Consider the following 18535-nt stretch of genomic DNA (forward strand, 5'->3'; position numbering starts at 1 on the left):
CAACGCCCTACTTCAGAAAATCAGGGCCCGACCCGAGGATCTTGTCGTCGATTTTGCCGATCGCGCCCTGGTCCTTGCCGTCGTAATCCAGCCGGTGAAGGATGTGGCGGATGACGTTCAGGCGGGCGCGGCGCTTGTCGTTGGCGCGTACCACCGTCCAGGGCGCATCCTTGCTATGGGTTTCCTTCAGCATCCAGTCGCGCTTTTTCGAATAATCGTCCCATTTGCTGAGTGCGGCGATATCCATCGGCGACAGCTTCCAGATTTTCCGGGGATCGTGGCGGCGGTCGTGGAAGCGCTTCAGCTGCATCTTGCGGCCGATATCGAGCCAGAACTTGAAGAAGAAGATGCCGTCATCGACGATCAGTTCCTCGAAGCGCGGCGTCTGGCGGAAGAAGGTTTCGTATTGCTCCGGCGTGCAGAAGCCCATGACAGGCTCGACGCCGGCGCGGTTGTACCAGGAGCGGTCGAACATCACGAACTCGCCCTTGGTCGGGAAATGCGAGACGTAACGCTGGTAATACCACTGCCCAGCCTCGGTTTCGGTCGGTTTGGTCAGCGCCACGACGCGGGCGGAACGAGGGTTCATGTAGGAATGGGTGGCATAGATGGTGCCGCCCTTACCGGCGGCGTCGCGCCCTTCGAACAGAGCCATCACCCGCTTGCCGGTGGCCTGTAGCCAAAACTGCACCTTGACCAGCTCGACCTGCAGCTTTTCCAGGTCCTTTTCGTAGTCCTCGCTTTTCAGCTTCTTGTCATAGGGAAAGCCGCCCGACGATAGAACGTCGTTGCCGATCCAGTCCGGCATCGCGGGATCGTCGACATCGAAGCTTCGGCGCTTGCCATCGATTTCCAGTTCGACAGGATCGTTTTGCGCCAGACCGATCGAAAGTTCACCCATTGCTGTCTCCACCCTGCCACTGCCGGTTTTTGGGGAGCAGGCCACAAACGCATTGCGAATTCAAGCAGGTCGTGAAATCCATGTCATAAATGCCGGCTATCAGCAGCGCACATGCCACCGAAAGAAGCATATTGCAGACAATGAAAGCCATTGCGGAAAGACTGGGAGAAACACTGCGCGAACGGCGCTGGCTGGTTCTCCTTTCCATCGTCGCGGGTGTCGCGCTCGTTCTGGCCGGCATCCATACGCTGGCGGTCGGCCTTCTCTGGCTGGTGCTGATGATCGCGCTTCTCAGTCCGCGCGGCGAAAAGGCGGCGCCACCGCCGCAACCGGTTTTGACGACCTCTGCCCCCTCCGCGTCCGATCTCGGCATCCTCGTTGCCGCGTTTAATGCGCTGGACATGCCGATCCTGGTGATTTCGGGCGATGAAAGCGTACGCCTGCAGAACCGCGCGGCGGAAAAGGCTTTCGGCGCCATTCCAGCCAATACGGACCTTTCGGCGCGGCTGCGCTCGCCGGGCATTCTCGACATGGTGCGCGAAACCATCGCCACCGGCAAACCCAACCAGATCGAGCATTCCGAGCGCATCCCGTCCGATGCGGTCTATATCGTGCGGGCCGCGCCGGCGGAGAAAGCCGCCGATACCGGAGAACAACTCTTCGTGCTCTCCTTCCGCGATGTTTCGCAGGCGCGGCGGATCGAACGGATGCGGTCCGATTTCGTCGCCAATGCCAGCCATGAGTTGCGCACGCCGCTCGCCTCGCTGCGCGGCTTCATCGAGACGCTGCAGGGACCGGCGCGCGGCGATACGAAGGCGCATGAACGATTCCTCGGCATCATGCACGAGCAGGCGACCCGCATGAGCCGGCTGGTCGACGACCTGCTGTCGCTGTCGCGGCTGGAGCTGAAATCCCATATCGCGCCCGACGAAAGCATCGACCTTGCGCCGCTTCTCGGCCATGTCCGCGACAGCCTCGCGCCGCTGGCGTCGGAACTGGGCGTGGAGGTGGTTCTCGACCTGCCCGCTCACCCCGCAACGGTGCAGGGCGACCGCGACGAACTGACGGAAGTCTTCGAGAACCTGATCGAGAACGCCTGCAAATACGGTCAGGAAGGCAAGCGGGTCGAGGTGACGCTTACCGGCGGCGGCGACGAGCCGGTCGAGGTTTCCGTGCGCGACCATGGGCCGGGCATCCCGGCCGAGCATGTGCCTAGGATCACCGAGCGCTTCTACCGCGTCAATGTCGAGGCGAGCCGCACCAAGAAGGGCACGGGCCTCGGCCTTGCCATCGTCAAGCACATCCTTACCCGCCACCGCGCCCGTCTCATCGTGCAGTCGGAAGTCGGCAAGGGCACGGTCTTTACCGTCAAGTTCTGACACAAAAGCCGCGACAGTCGCTGAAACACTCTGAATAATTGATACTATTCAATATCTTAGCCTGTCACAAATGTTTCACCGAATTGACATAAAAGATAAGGCCATCGGGGTCTAGTTAGAGGCAGCCGATCGAAGCGGCCAATGCGAGCGCCCGCAAAAAGGCGCACCAACACAAGCCCAATTCCGGGAGAATTTCGATGAACGTTTTGAAACTCACTGCTGCAGCCCTGGTTGCATCGGTCGCCTTTGCCGGCGCCGCCGCCGCCCGCGACCAGATCCAGGTTGCCGGCTCCTCCACCGTTCTTCCCTATGCCAAGATCGTTGCCGAAACCTTCGGCGAAACCTTCCCGGACTTCAAGACGCCGGTCGTCGAATCCGGCGGCACGGGCGCTGGCCTGAAGGAATTCTGCAAGGGCGTCGGCCCGGACACCATCGACGTTGCCAACGCTTCGCGCAAGATCAAGGACAGCGAGCTGGAAACCTGCAAGTCGAACGGCGTCACCGAAGTTCAGGAAATCAAGTTCGGCTATGACGGCATCGTTTTCGCGACCGACGGCGGCAATGCCGACCTGAAGCTGGTTCCGAAGGATCTCTACCTGGCGCTCGCGGCTGAAGTCGTCGTCGACGGCAAGCTCGTCGCCAACCCCTACAAGAAGTGGTCGGAAGTCAACAAGGACCTGCCGGACGTCGAAATCGCCGCCTACATTCCGGGCGAAAAGCACGGCACCCGCGAAGTCTTCGACGAGAAGGTTCTGGCTGCAGGCTGCAAGGAAGCCGGCGCGACCGACGTCATCAAGGGCCTCGTCGCCGACGAGAAGGAAGCCGCCAAGAAGTGCATCGCCGTTCGTAAGGACGGTCTGGCGATCGACATCGACGGCGACTACACCGAAACCCTCGCCCGTATCGCTTCCAACAAGAACGGCATCGGCGTTTTCGGCCTTTCGTTCTACGAAAACAATGCCGACAAGCTGAAGGTGGCCACCATGAGCGGCATCGCTCCTTCGGTTGAAACCGTCGCTTCCGGCGAATATCCGGTTTCCCGTCCGCTGTTCTTCTACGTCAAGAAGGCGCACCTCGGCGTTATTCCGGGCCTCAAGGAATATGTCGAATTCTTCCTCGACGACCAGATGATCGGCGCCGACAGCCCGCTCGCCGCCTACGGCCTCGTTCCGGCCCCGGATGCAGAACGCGAAGAAGTCCGCAAGGCTTTCTCCGCCGGCAACATGCTCTGACAGCAGACAGGCGGCACGGCAGCATTGCCGTGCCGCATTCCCTCGTTGCAGTGCCGGCTTTCATGATTGAAATGACCGGGGGGCCTATTGATGAGCACTTCTCTTATTCTTTTGATCGTTTTGATTATCGGCGTTACTGCCTATTTCGTCGCGCGGTCGCGTGCTGTCGCCAGCGCCAACGGCAAGCTTTCGACGCTGCACTCCCTTCCCGGCTACCATGGCACCTATGCGGCGATATGGGCTCTCCTGCCCGCCTTCGCCGTGCTGTGCGTCTGGCTTGTCGCAAGCCCTGTCATGATCGAGAAGACGATCCGCGAGGCGCTTCCCGAGAGCGTGACGAGCCAGGGCGAGGCCCCGGTGCAGCTGGCGGTCGGTCAGGTGATGTCGGTTGCCGGCGGCCTGCGCCTCCTGAGCGGCGATGAACTCGCCGCGCTGACCAATGGCAGCGCCAACCTGCGCGAAACCCTCGCCGCCAAGGGCGTGCCGATGGCCAGCGAAGGCGAGCCCTATCTGCTCGGCACCGCCCAGGAATACAACGACCTGAAGGACGGCAGCCAGCTGGCCATGACGGCCGCCGTCATCGTCATCGCGCTTGCCGGCGCGGTTTTCGCGCTGCGCGGCATCTCGGCTCCCTTCCGCGCCCGCAATCGCGTCGAACGCGTCATGCTCGGCGCGCTGTTGCTCGCCTCCTTCATCGCCATTCTGACGACGGTCGGCATCATCGGCTCGATGCTGTCGGAAGCAATCCGCTTCTTCCAGTCGGTCTCGCCCAGCACCTTCTTCTTCGGCACGGTCTGGGACCCGCGCTTCGCGGCTGCCGGCAGCGGCGGTGCGGAAGGCCAGTTCGGCCTGTTGCCGCTGCTGGCCGGTACGCTCTACATCGCGTTCGTCGCCATGCTGTTTGCGGTTCCGGTCGGGCTCTTTGCGGCGATCTACATGGCGGAATATGCCCGCCCCGCCGTTCGCAGCATCGCCAAGCCGCTCCTGGAAATCCTCGCGGGCATCCCGACCATCGTCTACGGCTTCTTCGCCCTGATCACCGTCGGCCCGTTCCTGCGCGATTTCTCGGCGGAATTGAATGGGCTCGTCACCGGAAACTATGTGAACTTCATCCAGGCACAGAGCGTCCTGACCGCCGGCATCGTCATGGGCATCATGCTGATCCCATTCGTCTCCTCGCTGTCGGACGACATCATCACCCAGGTACCGCGCTCGCTGCGGGACGGCTCGCTCGGTCTTGGCGCCACCCGCTCGGAAACGATCAAGAAGGTCGTGCTGCCCGCCGCGCTGCCCGGCATCGTCGGCGCGCTGCTGCTGACGGCTTCGCGTGCGGTCGGTGAAACCATGATCGTCGTACTGGCCGCCGGTGTTGCCGCCCGCATGCAGCTCAATCCGTTCGAAGCGATGACCACCGTGACGGTCAAGATCGTCAACCAGCTGACGGGCGACCTCGAGTTCAACTCGCCGCAGACGCTCGTGGCCTTCGCGCTCGGCATCACCCTGTTTGCGATCACGCTCTGCCTCAACATCTATGCGCTCTACATCGTGCGTAAATATCGGGAACAGTACGAATGACCGAGATCACCGCCTCCTCCCCCGCGACTTTCGTGCGCCCCGCCCAGACCCGCCGCGATATCGGCATCAAGAAACGTTATCGTGCGGAAAAGCGCTTCCGCGTCTATGGCGTGGCTGCCATCCTGACCGGCCTGTTCTTCCTCTTCGTCCTGCTCTGGACGGTGGTGTCCAACGGCTACACCGCCTTCCTGCAGACCACGATCTCGCTGCCGATCGAATTTTCCGAAAAGGTCATCGATCCGAAGAACGAAAGGGCCGACAATCCGGCCAAGCTGATGACGGCGAACTATCCGCTGCTCGTCCGCGACGCGCTGGTCAAGGCTCTGAACATCGACCCGGCCAACCGTGCCCTGGTCAAGCAGGCGACCGACATGGTTTCGGCCAGCGCCCGCACTCAGCTGCGCGACATCGTCGTCGCAAATCCGTCGGTGATCGGCACGACCCAGACCGTTTCGCTGCTCGCCGAAGGCAATATCGACAGCGCCAACAAGGGCCAGATCGATCTCACCGTCGCCGAAGCCAACCGCAAGGTGAAGGACAAGCAGATCGAGTGGATGAAGATGCTTTCCGAAAGCGGATCGCTCACCAAGTCCTTCAACACCGGTCTCTTCACCTACGGCGCATCGAGCCGCCCGGAAGCCGCCGGCATCGGCGTTGCCGCTCTCGGCTCGCTCTACATGATGCTGATCGTGCTCGTTCTCGCCCTGCCGATCGGCGTCTGCGCCTCGATTTATCTTGAAGAATTCGCACCGAAGAACCGCCTGACCGACCTGATCGAGGTCAACATCAACAACCTCGCGGCCGTTCCCTCGATCGTTTACGGTCTGCTGGGCCTTGCCGTCTTCATCAACTTCGCCGGCATGCCGCGCTCGGCGGCGCTGGTCGGCGGCCTGGTGCTGACGCTGATGACGCTGCCGACGATCATCATCGCCACCCGCGCGGCGCTGAAGGCCGTGCCGCCGTCGATCCGTTCGGCAGCGCTCGGGCTCGGCGCCTCGAAGATGCAGACCATCTTCCACCATGTCCTGCCGCTCGCTATGCCGGGCGTCCTGACCGGAACCATTATCGGCCTTGCCCATGCGCTCGGCGAAACCGCACCGCTGCTCTTGATCGGCATGGTCGCCTTCGTCGTCGATTATCCGGGCTCCCCGATGGAACCCTCCACGGCCCTGCCTGTGCAGATCTACATGTGGGCCAATGAAGCAGAGCGTGCATTTGTCGAACGGACATCGGGTGCGATCATCATCCTCCTGGTCTTCCTCGTCATCATGAACCTTGGCGCAATCCTGTTGCGGCGTCGCTTTGAGCGTCGCTGGTAGTGAGGTAGAAACATGAACATGATGTCCGAAGCAGCAGTCGAAAAGGCTCTCGATCAGAAAATGAACTCCGTCCCCTACAAGATGATCGGCAAGGATGTTTCCGTCTATTACGGCGAGAAGCGCGCTCTTTTCGATGTGAACCTCAACGTCCGCGAAAACACCGTCACCGCGCTGATCGGCCCTTCCGGCTGCGGCAAGTCGACCTTCCTGCGCACGCTGAACCGCATGAACGACACGATCGACAACTGCCGCGTCACCGGCAAGATCACCCTCGACGAGGACGATATCTACGACCCGAACATCGACGTCGTGGAACTGCGCGCCCGCGTCGGCATGGTGTTCCAGAAGCCGAACCCGTTCCCGAAGTCGATCTACGACAACGTCACCTACGGCCCGAAAATCCATGGCCTCGCCCGCACCAAGGCGGAATTCGACCAGATCGTCGAACTGAGCCTGCAGAAGGCCGGCCTCTGGAACGAGGTGAAGGACCGCCTGCATGAGCCCGGCACCGGCCTTTCCGGCGGCCAGCAGCAGCGCCTGTGCATTGCGCGCGCCGTTGCCGTCAGCCCGGAAGTGATCCTGATGGACGAGCCCTGCTCGGCGCTCGACCCGATCGCCACCGCCAAGGTCGAGGAACTGATCCACGAGCTGCGCGCCAACTACACGATCGTCATCGTCACGCATTCGATGCAGCAGGCCGCCCGCGTTTCGCAGCGCACCGCCATGTTCCACCTCGGCAATCTCGTCGAGGAAAACGATACCGACAAGATGTTCACCAACCCGGACGACCAGCGCACGCAGGACTACATCATGGGCCGCTTCGGCTGATGATGGCTTCTCTGCCTTGAAACCTGAATGTGATCCGAAGGAAGAACGATGAGCTCCTCACATATTGTTTCCGTCTATGACGAAGACCTGAAATACCTGTCGCGGCGGATTTCCGAGATGGGCGGCTTGGCCGAGCAGATGGTCGCCGATTCCGTCCGCGCCCTGGTCAATGCCGATCTGGCGCTGGCCCAAAAGGTCATTTCCGACGACGTCGTGCTCGATGAGGCCGAACGACAGATCGGTGAGAAGGCGATCATCACCATCGCCAAGCGTCAGCCGATGGCGGCGGACCTGCGCGAAATCATGGGTTCGATCCGCATCGCCGCCGATCTCGAGCGGGTCGGCGACCTCGGCAAGAACACGGCCAAGCGCGTCATCGCGGTTGCCAATTCCAGCCTGCCGCGCCAGCTTGCCCGAGGCCTCGAACATCTCGCCGAGCTTGCGCTGATGCAGCTCAAGGAAGTGCTCGACGTCTACGCCTCCCGTTCGCCGGAAAAGGCCAACAGCATCCGCGAGCGCGACAGCGAGATCGATGCGATCTACACCTCGCTGTTCCGCGAGCTCCTGACCTACATGATGGAAGATCCGCGCAATATCACCCCCTGCACGCATCTTCTGTTCTGCGCCAAGAACATCGAGCGCATCGGCGACCATGCGACCAACATCGCCGAGACGATCTATTACATGGCGACGGGCGCCGCCCCGGTCGGCGAACGTCCGAAGGACGACACCGCCAACACCGTCGGCGCGATCGGCAACTGATCGCCGCCGAAACGGACCGATGAACCGCGAAAGTCCAAACGAAACGCCGGACCGTGTATGGTCCGGCGAACGCCCCCTTATGCGGGCGTCAAGGAGCGAATAAATGCAACCAAGAATTGCCGTCGTGGAAGATGAGGAAGCCCTCAGCGTTCTCCTGCGCTACAATCTGGAAGCCGAAGGGTTCGAAGTCGATACGATCAATCGTGGCGACGAGGCCGAAATCCGCCTGCAGGAGCGGCTGCCCGACCTGCTCATTCTCGACTGGATGCTGCCCGGTGTTTCCGGCATCGAGCTGTGCCGCCGGCTGCGCCAGCGCTCGGAGACCGAACGCCTGCCGATCATCATGCTGACGGCGCGCGGCGAGGAAAGCGAGAGGGTGCGCGGCCTTGCCACCGGCGCCGACGACTATGTCGTCAAACCCTTCTCGACGCCTGAGCTGATGGCCCGCGTCAAGGCGATGCTGCGCCGCGCCAAGCCGGAAGTGCTGTCCACCCTGCTGAAATGCGGCGATATCGAACTCGACCGCGAAACCCACCGCGTGCACCGCAAGACCCGCGAAGTGCGCCTCGGCCCGACGGAATTCCGCCTCCTGGAATTCTTCATGGCGTCCCCCGGCCGCGTCTTCTCGCGCTCGCAGTTGCTGGACGGTGTCTGGGGCCACGACATCTATGTCGACGAACGCACGGTCGACGTGCATGTCGGCCGCCTGCGCAAGGCGTTGAATTTCTCAAACATGCAGGACGTGATCCGCACCGTGCGCGGCGCCGGCTATTCTCTCGAAGGCTGACCATCGGCCCGCCGCCACTTGCCGGAAAAACAAAAAAAGCCGCCCATCCTTCCGGTAGGGCGGCTTTTCCAATGAAGCTGCGCTTAACGGGCCCGGCGGCGTTCGGCGGAGGGCTGGTAGGCCAGCTTCGCATGGAACGTGCAGTAAGGCGATGTATCCGGGCTATCGTTGCCGCAGAAGTGGAACTCTTCCTTCATCGGATCGCCGATCGGCCACTTGCAGGTGCGGTCGGTCAACTGGGTGAGGCCAAGGCGGCGCGACATCGGCACGACGACATTGCTGCCGATCGTCTGTATTTCGTCTTCGGCCTCGATGTCGAATTCGACCTCTTCCTTCATCACGGCGGAGCCGGCCGGACGAACCGCAGGACGCGGCGCAGCCGTCGGACGGGCAGCGGTGAAGGTCGTGGCGCGCGGAGCGGAGGCAGCGGCCGGGCGCTTGGCCCGCGCCGGGGTTGCCGTCGTACCGCCGGCCTTGGCGCGGCCGGGAAGCGCCAGACGGTGAACCTTGCCGATAACGGCATTGCGGCTGACGCCGCCGAGCTGTGCGGCGATCTGGCTTGCGCTCAGACCTTCGGCCCACAGCTTCTTCAGCTTTTCTACGCGCTCGTCTGTCCAGTTCATGCTCATGCCTCCGTGACAGCGCCGGGAGGACAGAATCCATCACCCCGCCCCGGCCATATGCCGAAGCTGAAACGCCACAATACTTTTGGTGACTAGGTCCGCCGCTTGCGTCTAGTAATTGTCCGTTAACGTAGAGACAGGGGGACTCCGTGACAAGAGTCCCTGGAATCCGAGCGAATCGATTTTTGAGTTTTCCCCAACTTGCTGCCGAGGCGTGGCATTTTTGCAAGGGTCTTCAGCTGAAAAAATTCCCGAAGGAATCCGCCAGCGCCGGGCGCGTGCAAATTGCCGCAAACCCGGCAGTTTTGTTGACATCCCGTGGTGAAATGTCGATAGTGCCCGAGCCGCCGCAAGGCGGCATTTTTAATTTCTCGCGACCGCTCCGGCATCGCTTCAGGAGAAGCCGACGCCATCAGCCACGAAGACCGAAGGAGACCCGCGCCATGGCCGAAGCCAAGCCGCTCTACGACACCTATTCTCGCGCGCCCCTGCGGTTCGAGCGAGGCGAAGGCGTCTGGCTGATCGCCGAGGATGGCAGCCGATATCTCGACTTCGCAGCCGGTGTCGCGGTCAATTCGCTCGGCCATGCCCATCCGCATCTGGTCGAGGCGCTGAAGGATCAGGCCGAGAAGGTCTGGCACCTGTCCAACCTCTATGAGGTTCCGGGACAGGAAAAGCTTGCCGACCGCCTGACCCGCAACACCTTCGCTGAGAAGGTGTTCTTCACCAATTCGGGCGCGGAAGCGCTGGAATGCGCGATCAAGACGGCGCGCCGCTACCAGTTCTCCAAGGGTCACCCGGAAAAATTCCACGTCATCACTTTCGAGGGCGCCTTCCACGGCCGGACGCTCGCTACCATCGCCGCCGGCGGCCAGGCGAAATATCTCGAAGGCTTCGGCCCGAAGGCGCCGGGTTTCTATCAGGTTCCCTTCGGCGACATGACCGCCGTGAAGAACGCTATCAACGACGAGACGGCCGCGATCCTGATCGAGCCGATCCAGGGCGAAGGCGGTATCCGCGTCGTTCCCAAGGAATTTCTCGAAGAGCTGCGTTCGCTGTGCGACGAATACGGCCTGCTCTTGATCTTCGACGAAGTACAGTGCGGCATCGGCCGGACCGGCAAGCTCTTCGCCTATGAGTGGACCGGTATTGCGCCGGACATCATGGCGGTCGCCAAGGGTATCGGCGGCGGCTTTCCGCTCGGTGCCTGCCTTGCGACGGCGGAAGCCGCCTCCGGCATGGTCGCCGGCACCCATGGCTCGACCTATGGCGGCAATCCGCTCGCCATGGCCGTCGGCAATGCCGTGCTCGACGTCGTGCTCGAAGATGGATTTCTCGATCATATCCGCGATGTCGCCCTCGTTTTCCGCCAGGGCCTTGCGTCGCTAGCCGACCGCTTCCCCGATGTCATCGAAAGCGTGCGGGGCGACGGACTGATGCTTGGCCTGAAGGCCAAGGTGCCCTCGGCCGATCTGCTGCATGCGATCCGCGCCGAACAGCTTCTGGCGGTTCCCGCCGGCGAAAACGTCATCCGCCTTCTGCCGCCGCTGACGGTGACGGCCGAGGAAGCCCGCGAAGGCATGGCCCGCATCGAGCGTGCCGCCGAGCGGGTCCGGGCCCAGAATACCAAGGCAAGCGCATAAACAGCCGAACAAGAGCAGGACATCCATAGAATGGCCGGTAGCAAACACTTTCTCGACCTTTCCGCCATGACGGCGGCCGATCTTCGCACCATCATCGACGATGCCCGCGTGCGAAAGGCGGCAACCAAGGCCGGAACCGCGGACAAGCCGCTTTCCGGCAAGATGCTGGCGATGATCTTCGAGAAGCCCTCGACCCGTACCCGCGTATCCTTCGATGTCGGCATGCGCCAGCTCGGCGGTGAGACGCTGTTCCTCTCCGGCACGGAGATGCAGCTCGGCCGCGCCGAAACCATCGGCGATACTGCCAAGGTGCTGTCGCGTTATGTCGATGCGATCATGATCCGCACCACCGACCATGCCCGCCTTATGGAAATGGCCGAGCACGCGACCGTGCCGGTCATCAATGGCCTGACGGACCTCACTCACCCCTGCCAGATCATGGCCGATATCATGACCTTCGAGGAGCATAACGGCCCGGTGAAGGGCAAGACCATCGCCTGGAGCGGCGACGGCAACAACGTGCTGCACTCCCTGGTCGAAGGGTCCGCGCGCTTCGGCTACCGGCTCAACATGGCCGTGCCGATGGGCTCGGAGCCGGAAGACAAGATCCTCAACTGGGCGCGCAACAACGGCGGCAACATCCTGCTCTGCCATGATGCCGACCGGGCGGTCGAAGGCGCCGATTGCGTCGTCACCGACACCTGGGTCTCGATGAACCAGGAGCATCGCGCCCGCGGCCACAACATCTTCCAGCCCTTCCAGGTCAACGAAGCGCTGATGGAGAAGGCCAACAAGGATGCGCTCTTCATGCACTGCCTGCCCGCCCATCGCGGCGAAGAGGTGACGGACGGCGTCATCGACGGCAAGCAATCCGTCGTGTTCGACGAGGCGGAAAACCGCCTGCATGCCCAGAAGTCGATCCTCGCCTGGTGCCTCGGCGCCTTCTGACGGCGGGGATCGCAATCTCTTGAAAGTCCGGGTCGGGCACCCAATCTAAGCGTCCGGAACGCCGGCGCCCTTAACGGGCGCTCTAGCACGCTGTACATTCAACCCATCCGGCCCACCGTTTCAGGCGGCAAGGCCTGCCGATCGCTACGTCCCGCAAGGGTACGGACATCGGATCAAACGAGCGCTGCGCATGGACGCCGGCACGCAAAACTGCATGCCGGCGGCCCCCAAGCGTATGCCAAGGAGCAAGAACGATGACGGAAACCACGACGGGCACCCTGCAAGGCCTTGGCCAGTTCGATTTCGCCGGTGACGACCATGTCGTTCCCTTCCAGGTGGAAGGTCTCGACGTGCGTGGCCGCGCGGTCCAGCTGGGGCCGATGCTGGATGCGATCCTGGAGCGTCACAACTATCCCCTGCCCGTTGCCCGGCTGGTCGCCGAAACCGTCGTGCTGACCGTGCTGCTCGGCACGTCGCTGAAATTCGAAGGCAAGCTCATCGTCCAGACGAAGAGCAACGGCCCGGTCGATCTCGTCGTCGCCGATTTCTCGACGCCCGACCGGGTGCGCGCCTACGCCCGCTACAACGCCGAGGCGCTGGCCACGGCCGAAAAGAATGGCAAGACGCAGCCGCAGGAACTGCTAGGCGAAGGCGTGCTTGCCTTCACCATCGATCAAGGCGCCCATACGCAGCGTTACCAGGGCATCGTACCGCTCGATGGCGCCTCGCTCGAGGAAATCGCCGGCGTTTATTTCCGCCAATCGGAGCAGATCCCGACCAAGGTTCGCCTTGGCGTGGCCGAGCTTCTCGACCGCGATGAAAACGGCAAGCCGCGCCATCGCTGGCGGGCCGGCGGCATGGTCGCCCAGTTCCTGCCGTCAGCGCCGGAGCGCATGCGTCAGGCCGACCTTCCCGGCGGCGACGGCAGCAACCCGCACGACGATTTCGAGGTGGACGACCTCTGGGACGAAGCCGTGGTCATGGTCGAGACGATCGATGCGGACGAATTGACCGACCCGACCGTCGGCACCGAGCGCCTGCTCTACCGGCTGTTCCATGAACGTGGTGTGCGGGTCTATCCGCCGCAGGCCGTTTTCGACCGCTGCAACTGCTCGCGCGAAAAGATCCGCGACGTGCTGGCAAGCTTCAGCCAGGAAGACATCGACCACACGGTCGAGGACGGTTATGTCAGCGTGACCTGCGAGTTCTGCTCGACGACCTATCGCTTCGAGGCGACGGAAGTGCGGCCGCAGTAAAAACAAAGATAGATAAAAGGCTCTGCTCCGCGGGGCCTTTTTCAATTCAGCGTGCGGACCTGTCCGGGGCTGTCGAGCGAGAAGGCGGGGATGGCGACGTTGAAAATCTCGCCTTCCGATGTCTCCATCGAATAGTGGCCGTACATCATGCCGGACGGCGTATCGAGCGGGCATCCGGACGAATATTCGTAGGTTTCGCCGGGATTGAGCACCGGCTGCTCGCCGATGACACCGGGGCCGTTGACCTCGTCGACCTGGCCGTTCTCGTCGGTGATGTTCCAGTAACGCGACATCAGGCGCACGGTCCTGCCCGATTTGTTGGCGATCAGAATTCGGTAACCCCAGACATAGCGGCTGTCATCCGGATCAGATTGCTCTTCCAGATAATAGGGCTCAACCGTCACCTCGATATCGCAGGTCAAAGCGCGATACATTCCAAACCCTCATTCCCAAAGCATTCACGATCTCTTGGATTGCCTATGCTTCAAGTCCTTGTTTCATCGCAAAACCGCGCACGCATTTTTGCACGACAGGCTTTAGCCGAGCTTACTCTACAACAAGTTGGTTTCGCGAAGAATAACGCGAAAGGTAACCGTTGTGATAAGTTATCGGCCCGCCTGCGAGGGAGTTTTGAGGGGCGTAAAGACCCTTATTCGCGGATGATCGCGCCCGGCGGCGGCGGATGGGACGTGACCTCGTGCAGCCATTCGCGCCAGATCGCAACCAGCAGCGCCATCAGCACCGGCCCGACGAAGAGACCAAGGAAACCCATGGTCTTGACCCCGCCGACGAGACCGAAGAAGGTCGGCAGGAAGGGCAGCTTGATCGGCCCGCCGACGAGCCGCGGCCGCAACGTCTTATCGACGATGAAGAGTTCCACCGAGCCCCAGGCGAGAAGTGCAAGGCCGTGCACGGGCGAACCGCTGACGACCAGATAGGCGGAGACCAGCGTGAAGGAGAGCGGCGCGCCGCCGGGGATCAGCGCCATGATGCCGGTGATGAGGCCGAGCGTGACCGGCGACGGCACACCCGCCAGCCAATAGGCGACGCCAAGCACGATGCCTTCGCCGATGGCAATGGTGCCCATGCCGGTGACCGTCGAACTGATGGTAAGCGGCACAATGCGCGAAACGCGCTCCCAGCGCATCGGCAGGATGCGCTCGCCGAGCTTGTCGATCTGGGCGACGAAGGATTCGCCGTCGCGATAGACGAAAAACAGCGAGATCAGCATGAACAAGAGCGTCAGCAGCGCCTGGAAGGCCGAGGTGCCGACCACGAGCACGCCGCGATAGATATTGCCGATATTCGAGCCGCTGATCAGCTGGACGAGTTCGCCGATCGCCTTGGGGTGACCGACATATAGGGTCCATTGCGTCGCCAGCCAGCCGCCGATGCCGGGAATATCGGCAAACCACGGAGGCACGGGCGCGCCGACCCTGTTGGTCTCGATCGCCCACAACATCCAGCCGCGCAATTCCTCCACCGCATACATGGCCGCGACCGTGATCGGCACGACGATGAAGGCGACGACGCAGAGGATAGCGATGGTGGCGCCGAGCGTGCGATTGCCGCCGATCGCCGCCAGAAGCCGCCGATAGATGGGCCAGGTGGCAAAGCCGATGACGAGAGCGGCAAGCACCGGCACCAGGAAACCATGGAAGAAATAGACGCCGGCCAGAAGGACGAAGACAAGCAGCCACCGCGCCGCCGAGATCGGCCCGATCAGCGCCGAACGCTCGGATGCAGGACGGCCGAAAAGGCGCGGCTCCTGCTGCTGCGGCATTCCCCGTTCAAATTGGCCAATCGCCACGCAATTTCCTCCTCGTCAGACCTTTTAGCATGCCAGCAAAGCAACGATACCACCAGTCGCTTTGCTACGTCTGACGGGCTTCATGCGGCACAAGTAATGATGTCAGGATGAGGATGACAAGGGTAAGACGCCGCATTTTGTTTCAATCAGGAAATATTGCGGCGTCATACCAATGTCGTCAGGCGGCAGCCTTGCGATCAAGCATGGCCGAGGTGAGGAAGATGGCGATGCCCGCAACGCCCATGATCGCGCCGACAAGGCCTGTCGATGTCCAGCCGTAACCGGCCGCGATCGAAACGCCGCCGAGCCACGCACCGATCGCGTTTGCGATGTTGAAGGCGGAATGGCTGAGGGCGGCCGCCAGAGTCCGGGCTTCGCCGGCAACGTTAATGAGGCGCATCTGGATGCCGGGAACGACGGTGAAGCCGCCGCCGATCAGGAATACGTTGAGGACCGCGAGCCACGGCGACGTCATGGTGAAGGCGAAGAGCAGGAAGGCCGCCAGATTGAAGAGCAACGCAATACCGATGGCCGGCATCAGCGCCCAGTCGGCAAGCCGTGACCCCACGATGTTGCCGGCGATCATGCCGGCGCCGAAAACCGACAGCATCATCGGCACGCTGGCGAGCGGTACGCCGGCGGATTCCGTCAAGGCCGGGGTGATATAGGTGAAGACGGCAAACATGCCGCCACAGCCGATGGCGCAGATGCCGAGCGTCAGCCAGACCTGGATGCGCGCAAGCGCGCCCAGTTCCTTCAGCGGCGTGGCAGTCGGATTGGCCTTGTCCTTGGGAACATGGATGGACACCAGCAGCACCGTGAGCAGCGCAATGCCGCCGACGATGGCGAAGGCGGCCCGCCATCCAAGTGCCTGCCCGAACCATGCGGCCAGCGGCGTGCCGAGCAGGGTCGCGACCGTCAGGCCCATCATGACCCGGCCGATGGCACGCGCCTGCTGGTTCGGCGGCGCCATGCCGGCCGCCACGAGCGCTGCAACGCCGAAATAGGCGCCATGCGGCAAACCGGCAAGAAAACGGGCGATGACCAGCAGGCCGAAGCTGCCCGCGAGCGCGCTTGCAAGATTGCCGAGCGCAAACAGCGCCATCAACACCAGAAGCACCGAGCGGCGGGAATACCGCGCCGCCATCACCGCGATCAACGGTGCACCGACCACCACGCCGATGGCATAGCTGCTGATCACGACGCCGGCATCGGGAACCGAGACCGCAAAGCTATCCGCCACCTGTGGCAACAGGCCCATGATCGCGAACTCCCCCGTGCCGATGGCGAAGCTGCCGACGGCCAGCGCCAGTTCCGCAATCGAATATCCGCCCAGACGGGCAGCCGGGGCATGGGACAGTGCGTCATCAGACATGGCGAAGACCTGAACAGGCGCGGAGCGCCGAAGGATGAAAATCGAATATGCGAGAGAGCAGCCGGAATGCCGGAATCAAGATGGGGCTGCTGCGGTGCAATATAGTATGACGATTGCCCGCTGGAAAGTGTTTGCACTGCAACAGGACCCGCTAAATCTGGCGGGATCTCCACCCGGATTCCCGATGTAACGCCATCCTCGCGTTGACGTTTACGTTAAGGTTATATAGTTCGGGAATGCGCTTGAGGAGCCGCAGCAAAACCGGCATGCTGCTGATGTGGAAATTCGGGAGGTTTCCACCACAAAGACAGCAGCATCATGGCGATTGCCCGCGGGCGATCGAAAGGCGCGGCGAACCGAAAGCCGAAAGAGACTTTGCGCGGGAGAGAGAAAATGCCGGACATCCAAGCCCAAATGACAGGCCAGACCACGATAAAGCCGTGGCTCGCCTCCTATCCGCCCGGCATGCCCGCCGAAATCGCTAAGCCCGCCGCCAATTCGATCGGCGAACTCTTCGTCCAATCCTGCGCAAAATACGGGGATCGCCCGGCTTTCACCTGCATGGGCAAGTCGCTGAGCTTTACCGGGCTGGAAGCCGAAAGCCGCAAGGTCGGCGCCTGGCTGCAATCCATCGGCCTGCAAAAGGGCGACCGCGTCGCCGTGATGATGCCGAACGTGTTGCAGAACCCGGTCATCGTTTTCGCGATCCTTCGGGCGGGCTACACCGTCGTCAACGTCAACCCGCTCTATACCCCGCGCGAACTTGAGCACCAGCTCAACGATGCCGGCGCCAAGGCGATCTTCGTTCTCGAAAACTTCGCCCACACGGTCGAGCAGGTGGCAAGCCGCACGGCATTGAAGCACATCGTCGTGACGACCATGGGCGACATGCTCGGCTTCAAGGGGCTGATCGTCAATCTCGTCGTGCGCCGGGTGAAGAAGCTGGTGCCGGTATGGTCGCTGCCGGGGCACACGACTTTCAAGGCCGTGCTCGCCGCCGGCCGCGGCAAGACGCTGAAGGACCTTGCCGTCAAACAGGACGACGTCGCCTTCCTGCAATATACCGGGGGTACGACCGGTGTTTCCAAGGGTGCGACCCTGACCCATGCCAACCTGCTCTCCAATATGGTGCAGATGGGCCTGTGGCTCGAAACCGCCTTCCTGCGCAAGCCGCGGCCCGAGCGGCTCGTCTTCCTCTGCGCGCTGCCGCTCTATCATATCTTTGCGCTCACGGTGAACGGCCTGATGGGCCTCAGCACCGGCGGCGAAAACATCCTGATCCCCAATCCGCGCGATATCCCGGCCTTCGTCAAGGAAATCGCCAAGTACAAGATCAATGTCTTCCCCGGTCTCAATACGCTGTTCAACGCACTGATGAACAATGCCGATTTCCAGAAGCTCGATTTCTCCTCGCTGGCGCTGACCTTCGGCGGCGGCATGGCCGTGCAGCGGCCGGTGGCCGAACGCTGGCAGAAGATGACGGGATGCCCGATCGCCGAAGGTTATGGCCTGTCGGAAACCTCTCCGGTCGCCACCGCCAACCGACTGGACAGCGACGCCTTTACCGGCACGATCGGCCTGCCGCTTCCCTCCACCGACGTCGAGATCCGCGACGATGACGGCAACACGCTGGCCCTCGGCGAGATCGGCGAAATCTGCATCCGCGGCCCGCAGGTCATGCGCGGCTATTGGAACAAGCCGGAGGAAACCGCCAAGGCGATCTCCAGCGACGGCTTCTTCCGCACCGGCGACATCGGCTTCATGAGCCCCGAAGGCCTGATCAAAATCGTCGACCGCAAGAAGGATATGATCCTCGTTTCCGGCTTCAACGTCTTCCCGAACGAGATCGAGGAAGTGGCCGCGACCATGCCGGGTATCCTCGAATGCGCCGCGATCGGCGTGCCGGACACCCATTCGGGCGAAGCGGTCAAGCTCTTCGTCGTGCGCCGTGATCCGGCGCTAACGGAAGCCGACGTCAAGGCCTTCTGCGCCCAGCTTCTGACCAACTACAAGCGGCCGAAATACGTGGAATTCCGCGACGAACTGCCGAAATCGAACGTTGGCAAGATCCTGCGCAAGAACCTGCGCGATTGAGGC

The 18535-nt window shown here is 62.3% G+C and carries 16 protein-coding genes; 11 read left to right on the forward strand and 5 right to left on the reverse strand.

Annotation, left to right across the window (positions count from 1 at the left end; genetic code table 11):
- Positions 1-7: 7 nt before the first annotated feature.
- Positions 8-901, reverse strand: coding sequence for a polyphosphate kinase 2 (ppk2, locus tag ASC86_RS04950; RefSeq protein WP_056316850.1), 894 nt, complete (start codon positions 899-901; stop codon positions 8-10).
- Positions 902-1041: 140 nt separating this feature from the next.
- Between ppk2 and phoR the strand changes: the two genes are divergently transcribed.
- From phoR to phoB, 7 genes are all read left to right on the forward strand, one after another.
- The gene (gene phoR / locus ASC86_RS04955) at positions 1042-2280 is read left to right on the forward strand and encodes a phosphate regulon sensor histidine kinase PhoR (RefSeq protein ID WP_056316854.1); all 1239 of its coding nucleotides are present in this window, start codon (positions 1042-1044) and stop codon (positions 2278-2280) included.
- Positions 2281-2477: 197 nt separating this feature from the next.
- Positions 2478-3512, forward strand: a complete 1035-nt coding sequence (locus ASC86_RS04960) for a substrate-binding domain-containing protein (RefSeq protein WP_056316857.1) — start codon at positions 2478-2480, stop codon at positions 3510-3512.
- A gap of 90 nt (positions 3513-3602) precedes the next feature.
- Positions 3603-5087, forward strand: a complete 1485-nt coding sequence (pstC, locus tag ASC86_RS04965; RefSeq protein WP_056316858.1) for a phosphate ABC transporter permease subunit PstC — start codon at positions 3603-3605, stop codon at positions 5085-5087.
- On the forward strand, positions 5084-6406 hold the full coding sequence (gene pstA, locus ASC86_RS04970) for a phosphate ABC transporter permease PstA (RefSeq protein ID WP_056316861.1): 1323 nt from the start codon (positions 5084-5086) through the stop codon (positions 6404-6406). Before pstC ends, pstA begins: the two co-directional genes overlap by 4 nt.
- Before the next feature lie 12 nt (positions 6407-6418).
- Entirely contained in the window at positions 6419-7234 is an 816-nt protein-coding gene (pstB, locus tag ASC86_RS04975; RefSeq protein ID WP_056316866.1) for a phosphate ABC transporter ATP-binding protein PstB, read from the forward strand.
- Positions 7235-7282: 48 nt separating this feature from the next.
- Positions 7283-7996, forward strand: coding sequence for a phosphate signaling complex protein PhoU (phoU, locus tag ASC86_RS04980; protein ID WP_056316869.1), 714 nt, complete (start codon positions 7283-7285; stop codon positions 7994-7996).
- A gap of 103 nt (positions 7997-8099) precedes the next feature.
- Complete coding sequence (phoB, locus tag ASC86_RS04985; protein WP_056316873.1) at positions 8100-8783, forward strand: phosphate regulon transcriptional regulator PhoB; 684 nt, start codon at positions 8100-8102, stop codon at positions 8781-8783.
- A gap of 83 nt (positions 8784-8866) precedes the next feature.
- Here the strand turns inward: phoB and ASC86_RS04990 are convergent, their stop codons facing one another.
- Positions 8867-9406, reverse strand: a complete 540-nt coding sequence (locus ASC86_RS04990; protein WP_056316879.1) for a GcrA family cell cycle regulator — start codon at positions 9404-9406, stop codon at positions 8867-8869.
- A 443-nt stretch (positions 9407-9849) separates the two neighbouring features.
- On the opposite strand from ASC86_RS04990, the gene ASC86_RS04995 reads away from it, so the two are divergent.
- The 3 genes from ASC86_RS04995 to ASC86_RS05005 all read left to right on the forward strand — a co-directional run bounded on the left by ASC86_RS04995 (position 9850) and on the right by ASC86_RS05005 (position 13253).
- On the forward strand, positions 9850-11049 hold the full coding sequence (locus ASC86_RS04995) for an aspartate aminotransferase family protein (protein WP_056316883.1): 1200 nt from the start codon (positions 9850-9852) through the stop codon (positions 11047-11049).
- Positions 11050-11079: 30 nt separating this feature from the next.
- Positions 11080-11997 (forward strand): ornithine carbamoyltransferase, encoded by a 918-nt coding sequence (argF, locus tag ASC86_RS05000; RefSeq protein ID WP_056316887.1) that lies wholly within the window; start codon positions 11080-11082, stop codon positions 11995-11997.
- 254 nt (positions 11998-12251) lie between these two features.
- Complete coding sequence (locus ASC86_RS05005; protein WP_056316891.1) at positions 12252-13253, forward strand: Hsp33 family molecular chaperone; 1002 nt, start codon at positions 12252-12254, stop codon at positions 13251-13253.
- Positions 13254-13294: 41 nt separating this feature from the next.
- On the opposite strand, the gene apaG is transcribed toward ASC86_RS05005, so the two are convergent.
- The 3 genes from apaG to ASC86_RS05020 all read right to left on the reverse strand — a co-directional run bounded on the left by apaG (position 13295) and on the right by ASC86_RS05020 (position 16438).
- The gene (gene apaG / locus ASC86_RS05010) at positions 13295-13687 is read right to left on the reverse strand and encodes a Co2+/Mg2+ efflux protein ApaG (RefSeq protein ID WP_056316895.1); all 393 of its coding nucleotides are present in this window, start codon (positions 13685-13687) and stop codon (positions 13295-13297) included.
- Positions 13688-13902: 215 nt separating this feature from the next.
- Positions 13903-15036 (reverse strand): AI-2E family transporter, encoded by a 1134-nt coding sequence (locus ASC86_RS05015; RefSeq protein WP_056316898.1) that lies wholly within the window; start codon positions 15034-15036, stop codon positions 13903-13905.
- A gap of 205 nt (positions 15037-15241) precedes the next feature.
- Entirely contained in the window at positions 15242-16438 is a 1197-nt protein-coding gene (locus ASC86_RS05020; protein ID WP_056316901.1) for an MFS transporter, read from the reverse strand.
- Between the two features lie 393 nt (positions 16439-16831).
- On the opposite strand from ASC86_RS05020, the gene ASC86_RS05025 reads away from it, so the two are divergent.
- Complete coding sequence (locus ASC86_RS05025) at positions 16832-18532, forward strand: long-chain fatty acid--CoA ligase (RefSeq protein WP_056316904.1); 1701 nt, start codon at positions 16832-16834, stop codon at positions 18530-18532.
- Positions 18533-18535: the final 3 nt, after the last annotated feature.

It is taken from the genome of Rhizobium sp. Root1212 (assembly GCF_001424985.1).
Taxonomy (GTDB): domain Bacteria; phylum Pseudomonadota; class Alphaproteobacteria; order Rhizobiales; family Rhizobiaceae; genus Pararhizobium.

Bases quoted from the DNA above. Each gene is read 5' to 3' on its own strand.
- pstB (WP_056316866.1), top strand. From the start codon at position 6,419: ATGAACATGATGTCCGAAGCAGCAGTCGAAAAGGCTCTCGATCAGAAA.
- ASC86_RS05020 (WP_056316901.1), bottom strand. From the start codon at position 16,438: ATGTCTGATGACGCACTGTCCCATGCCCCGGCTGCCCGTCTGGGCGGA.
- ASC86_RS04995 (WP_056316883.1), top strand. From the start codon at position 9,850: ATGGCCGAAGCCAAGCCGCTCTACGACACCTATTCTCGCGCGCCCCTG.
- ppk2 (WP_056316850.1), bottom strand. From the start codon at position 901: ATGGGTGAACTTTCGATCGGTCTGGCGCAAAACGATCCTGTCGAACTG.
- ASC86_RS05015 (WP_056316898.1), bottom strand. From the start codon at position 15,036: ATGCCGCAGCAGCAGGAGCCGCGCCTTTTCGGCCGTCCTGCATCCGAG.
- pstA (WP_056316861.1), top strand. From the start codon at position 5,084: ATGACCGAGATCACCGCCTCCTCCCCCGCGACTTTCGTGCGCCCCGCC.
- argF (WP_056316887.1), top strand. From the start codon at position 11,080: ATGGCCGGTAGCAAACACTTTCTCGACCTTTCCGCCATGACGGCGGCC.
- pstC (WP_056316858.1), top strand. From the start codon at position 3,603: ATGAGCACTTCTCTTATTCTTTTGATCGTTTTGATTATCGGCGTTACT.
- phoR (WP_056316854.1), top strand. From the start codon at position 1,042: ATGAAAGCCATTGCGGAAAGACTGGGAGAAACACTGCGCGAACGGCGC.
- ASC86_RS04990 (WP_056316879.1), bottom strand. From the start codon at position 9,406: ATGAACTGGACAGACGAGCGCGTAGAAAAGCTGAAGAAGCTGTGGGCC.
- ASC86_RS05005 (WP_056316891.1), top strand. From the start codon at position 12,252: ATGACGGAAACCACGACGGGCACCCTGCAAGGCCTTGGCCAGTTCGAT.
- ASC86_RS04960 (WP_056316857.1), top strand. From the start codon at position 2,478: ATGAACGTTTTGAAACTCACTGCTGCAGCCCTGGTTGCATCGGTCGCC.
- ASC86_RS05025 (WP_056316904.1), top strand. From the start codon at position 16,832: ATGCCGGACATCCAAGCCCAAATGACAGGCCAGACCACGATAAAGCCG.
- phoB (WP_056316873.1), top strand. From the start codon at position 8,100: ATGCAACCAAGAATTGCCGTCGTGGAAGATGAGGAAGCCCTCAGCGTT.
- apaG (WP_056316895.1), bottom strand. From the start codon at position 13,687: ATGTATCGCGCTTTGACCTGCGATATCGAGGTGACGGTTGAGCCCTAT.
- phoU (WP_056316869.1), top strand. From the start codon at position 7,283: ATGAGCTCCTCACATATTGTTTCCGTCTATGACGAAGACCTGAAATAC.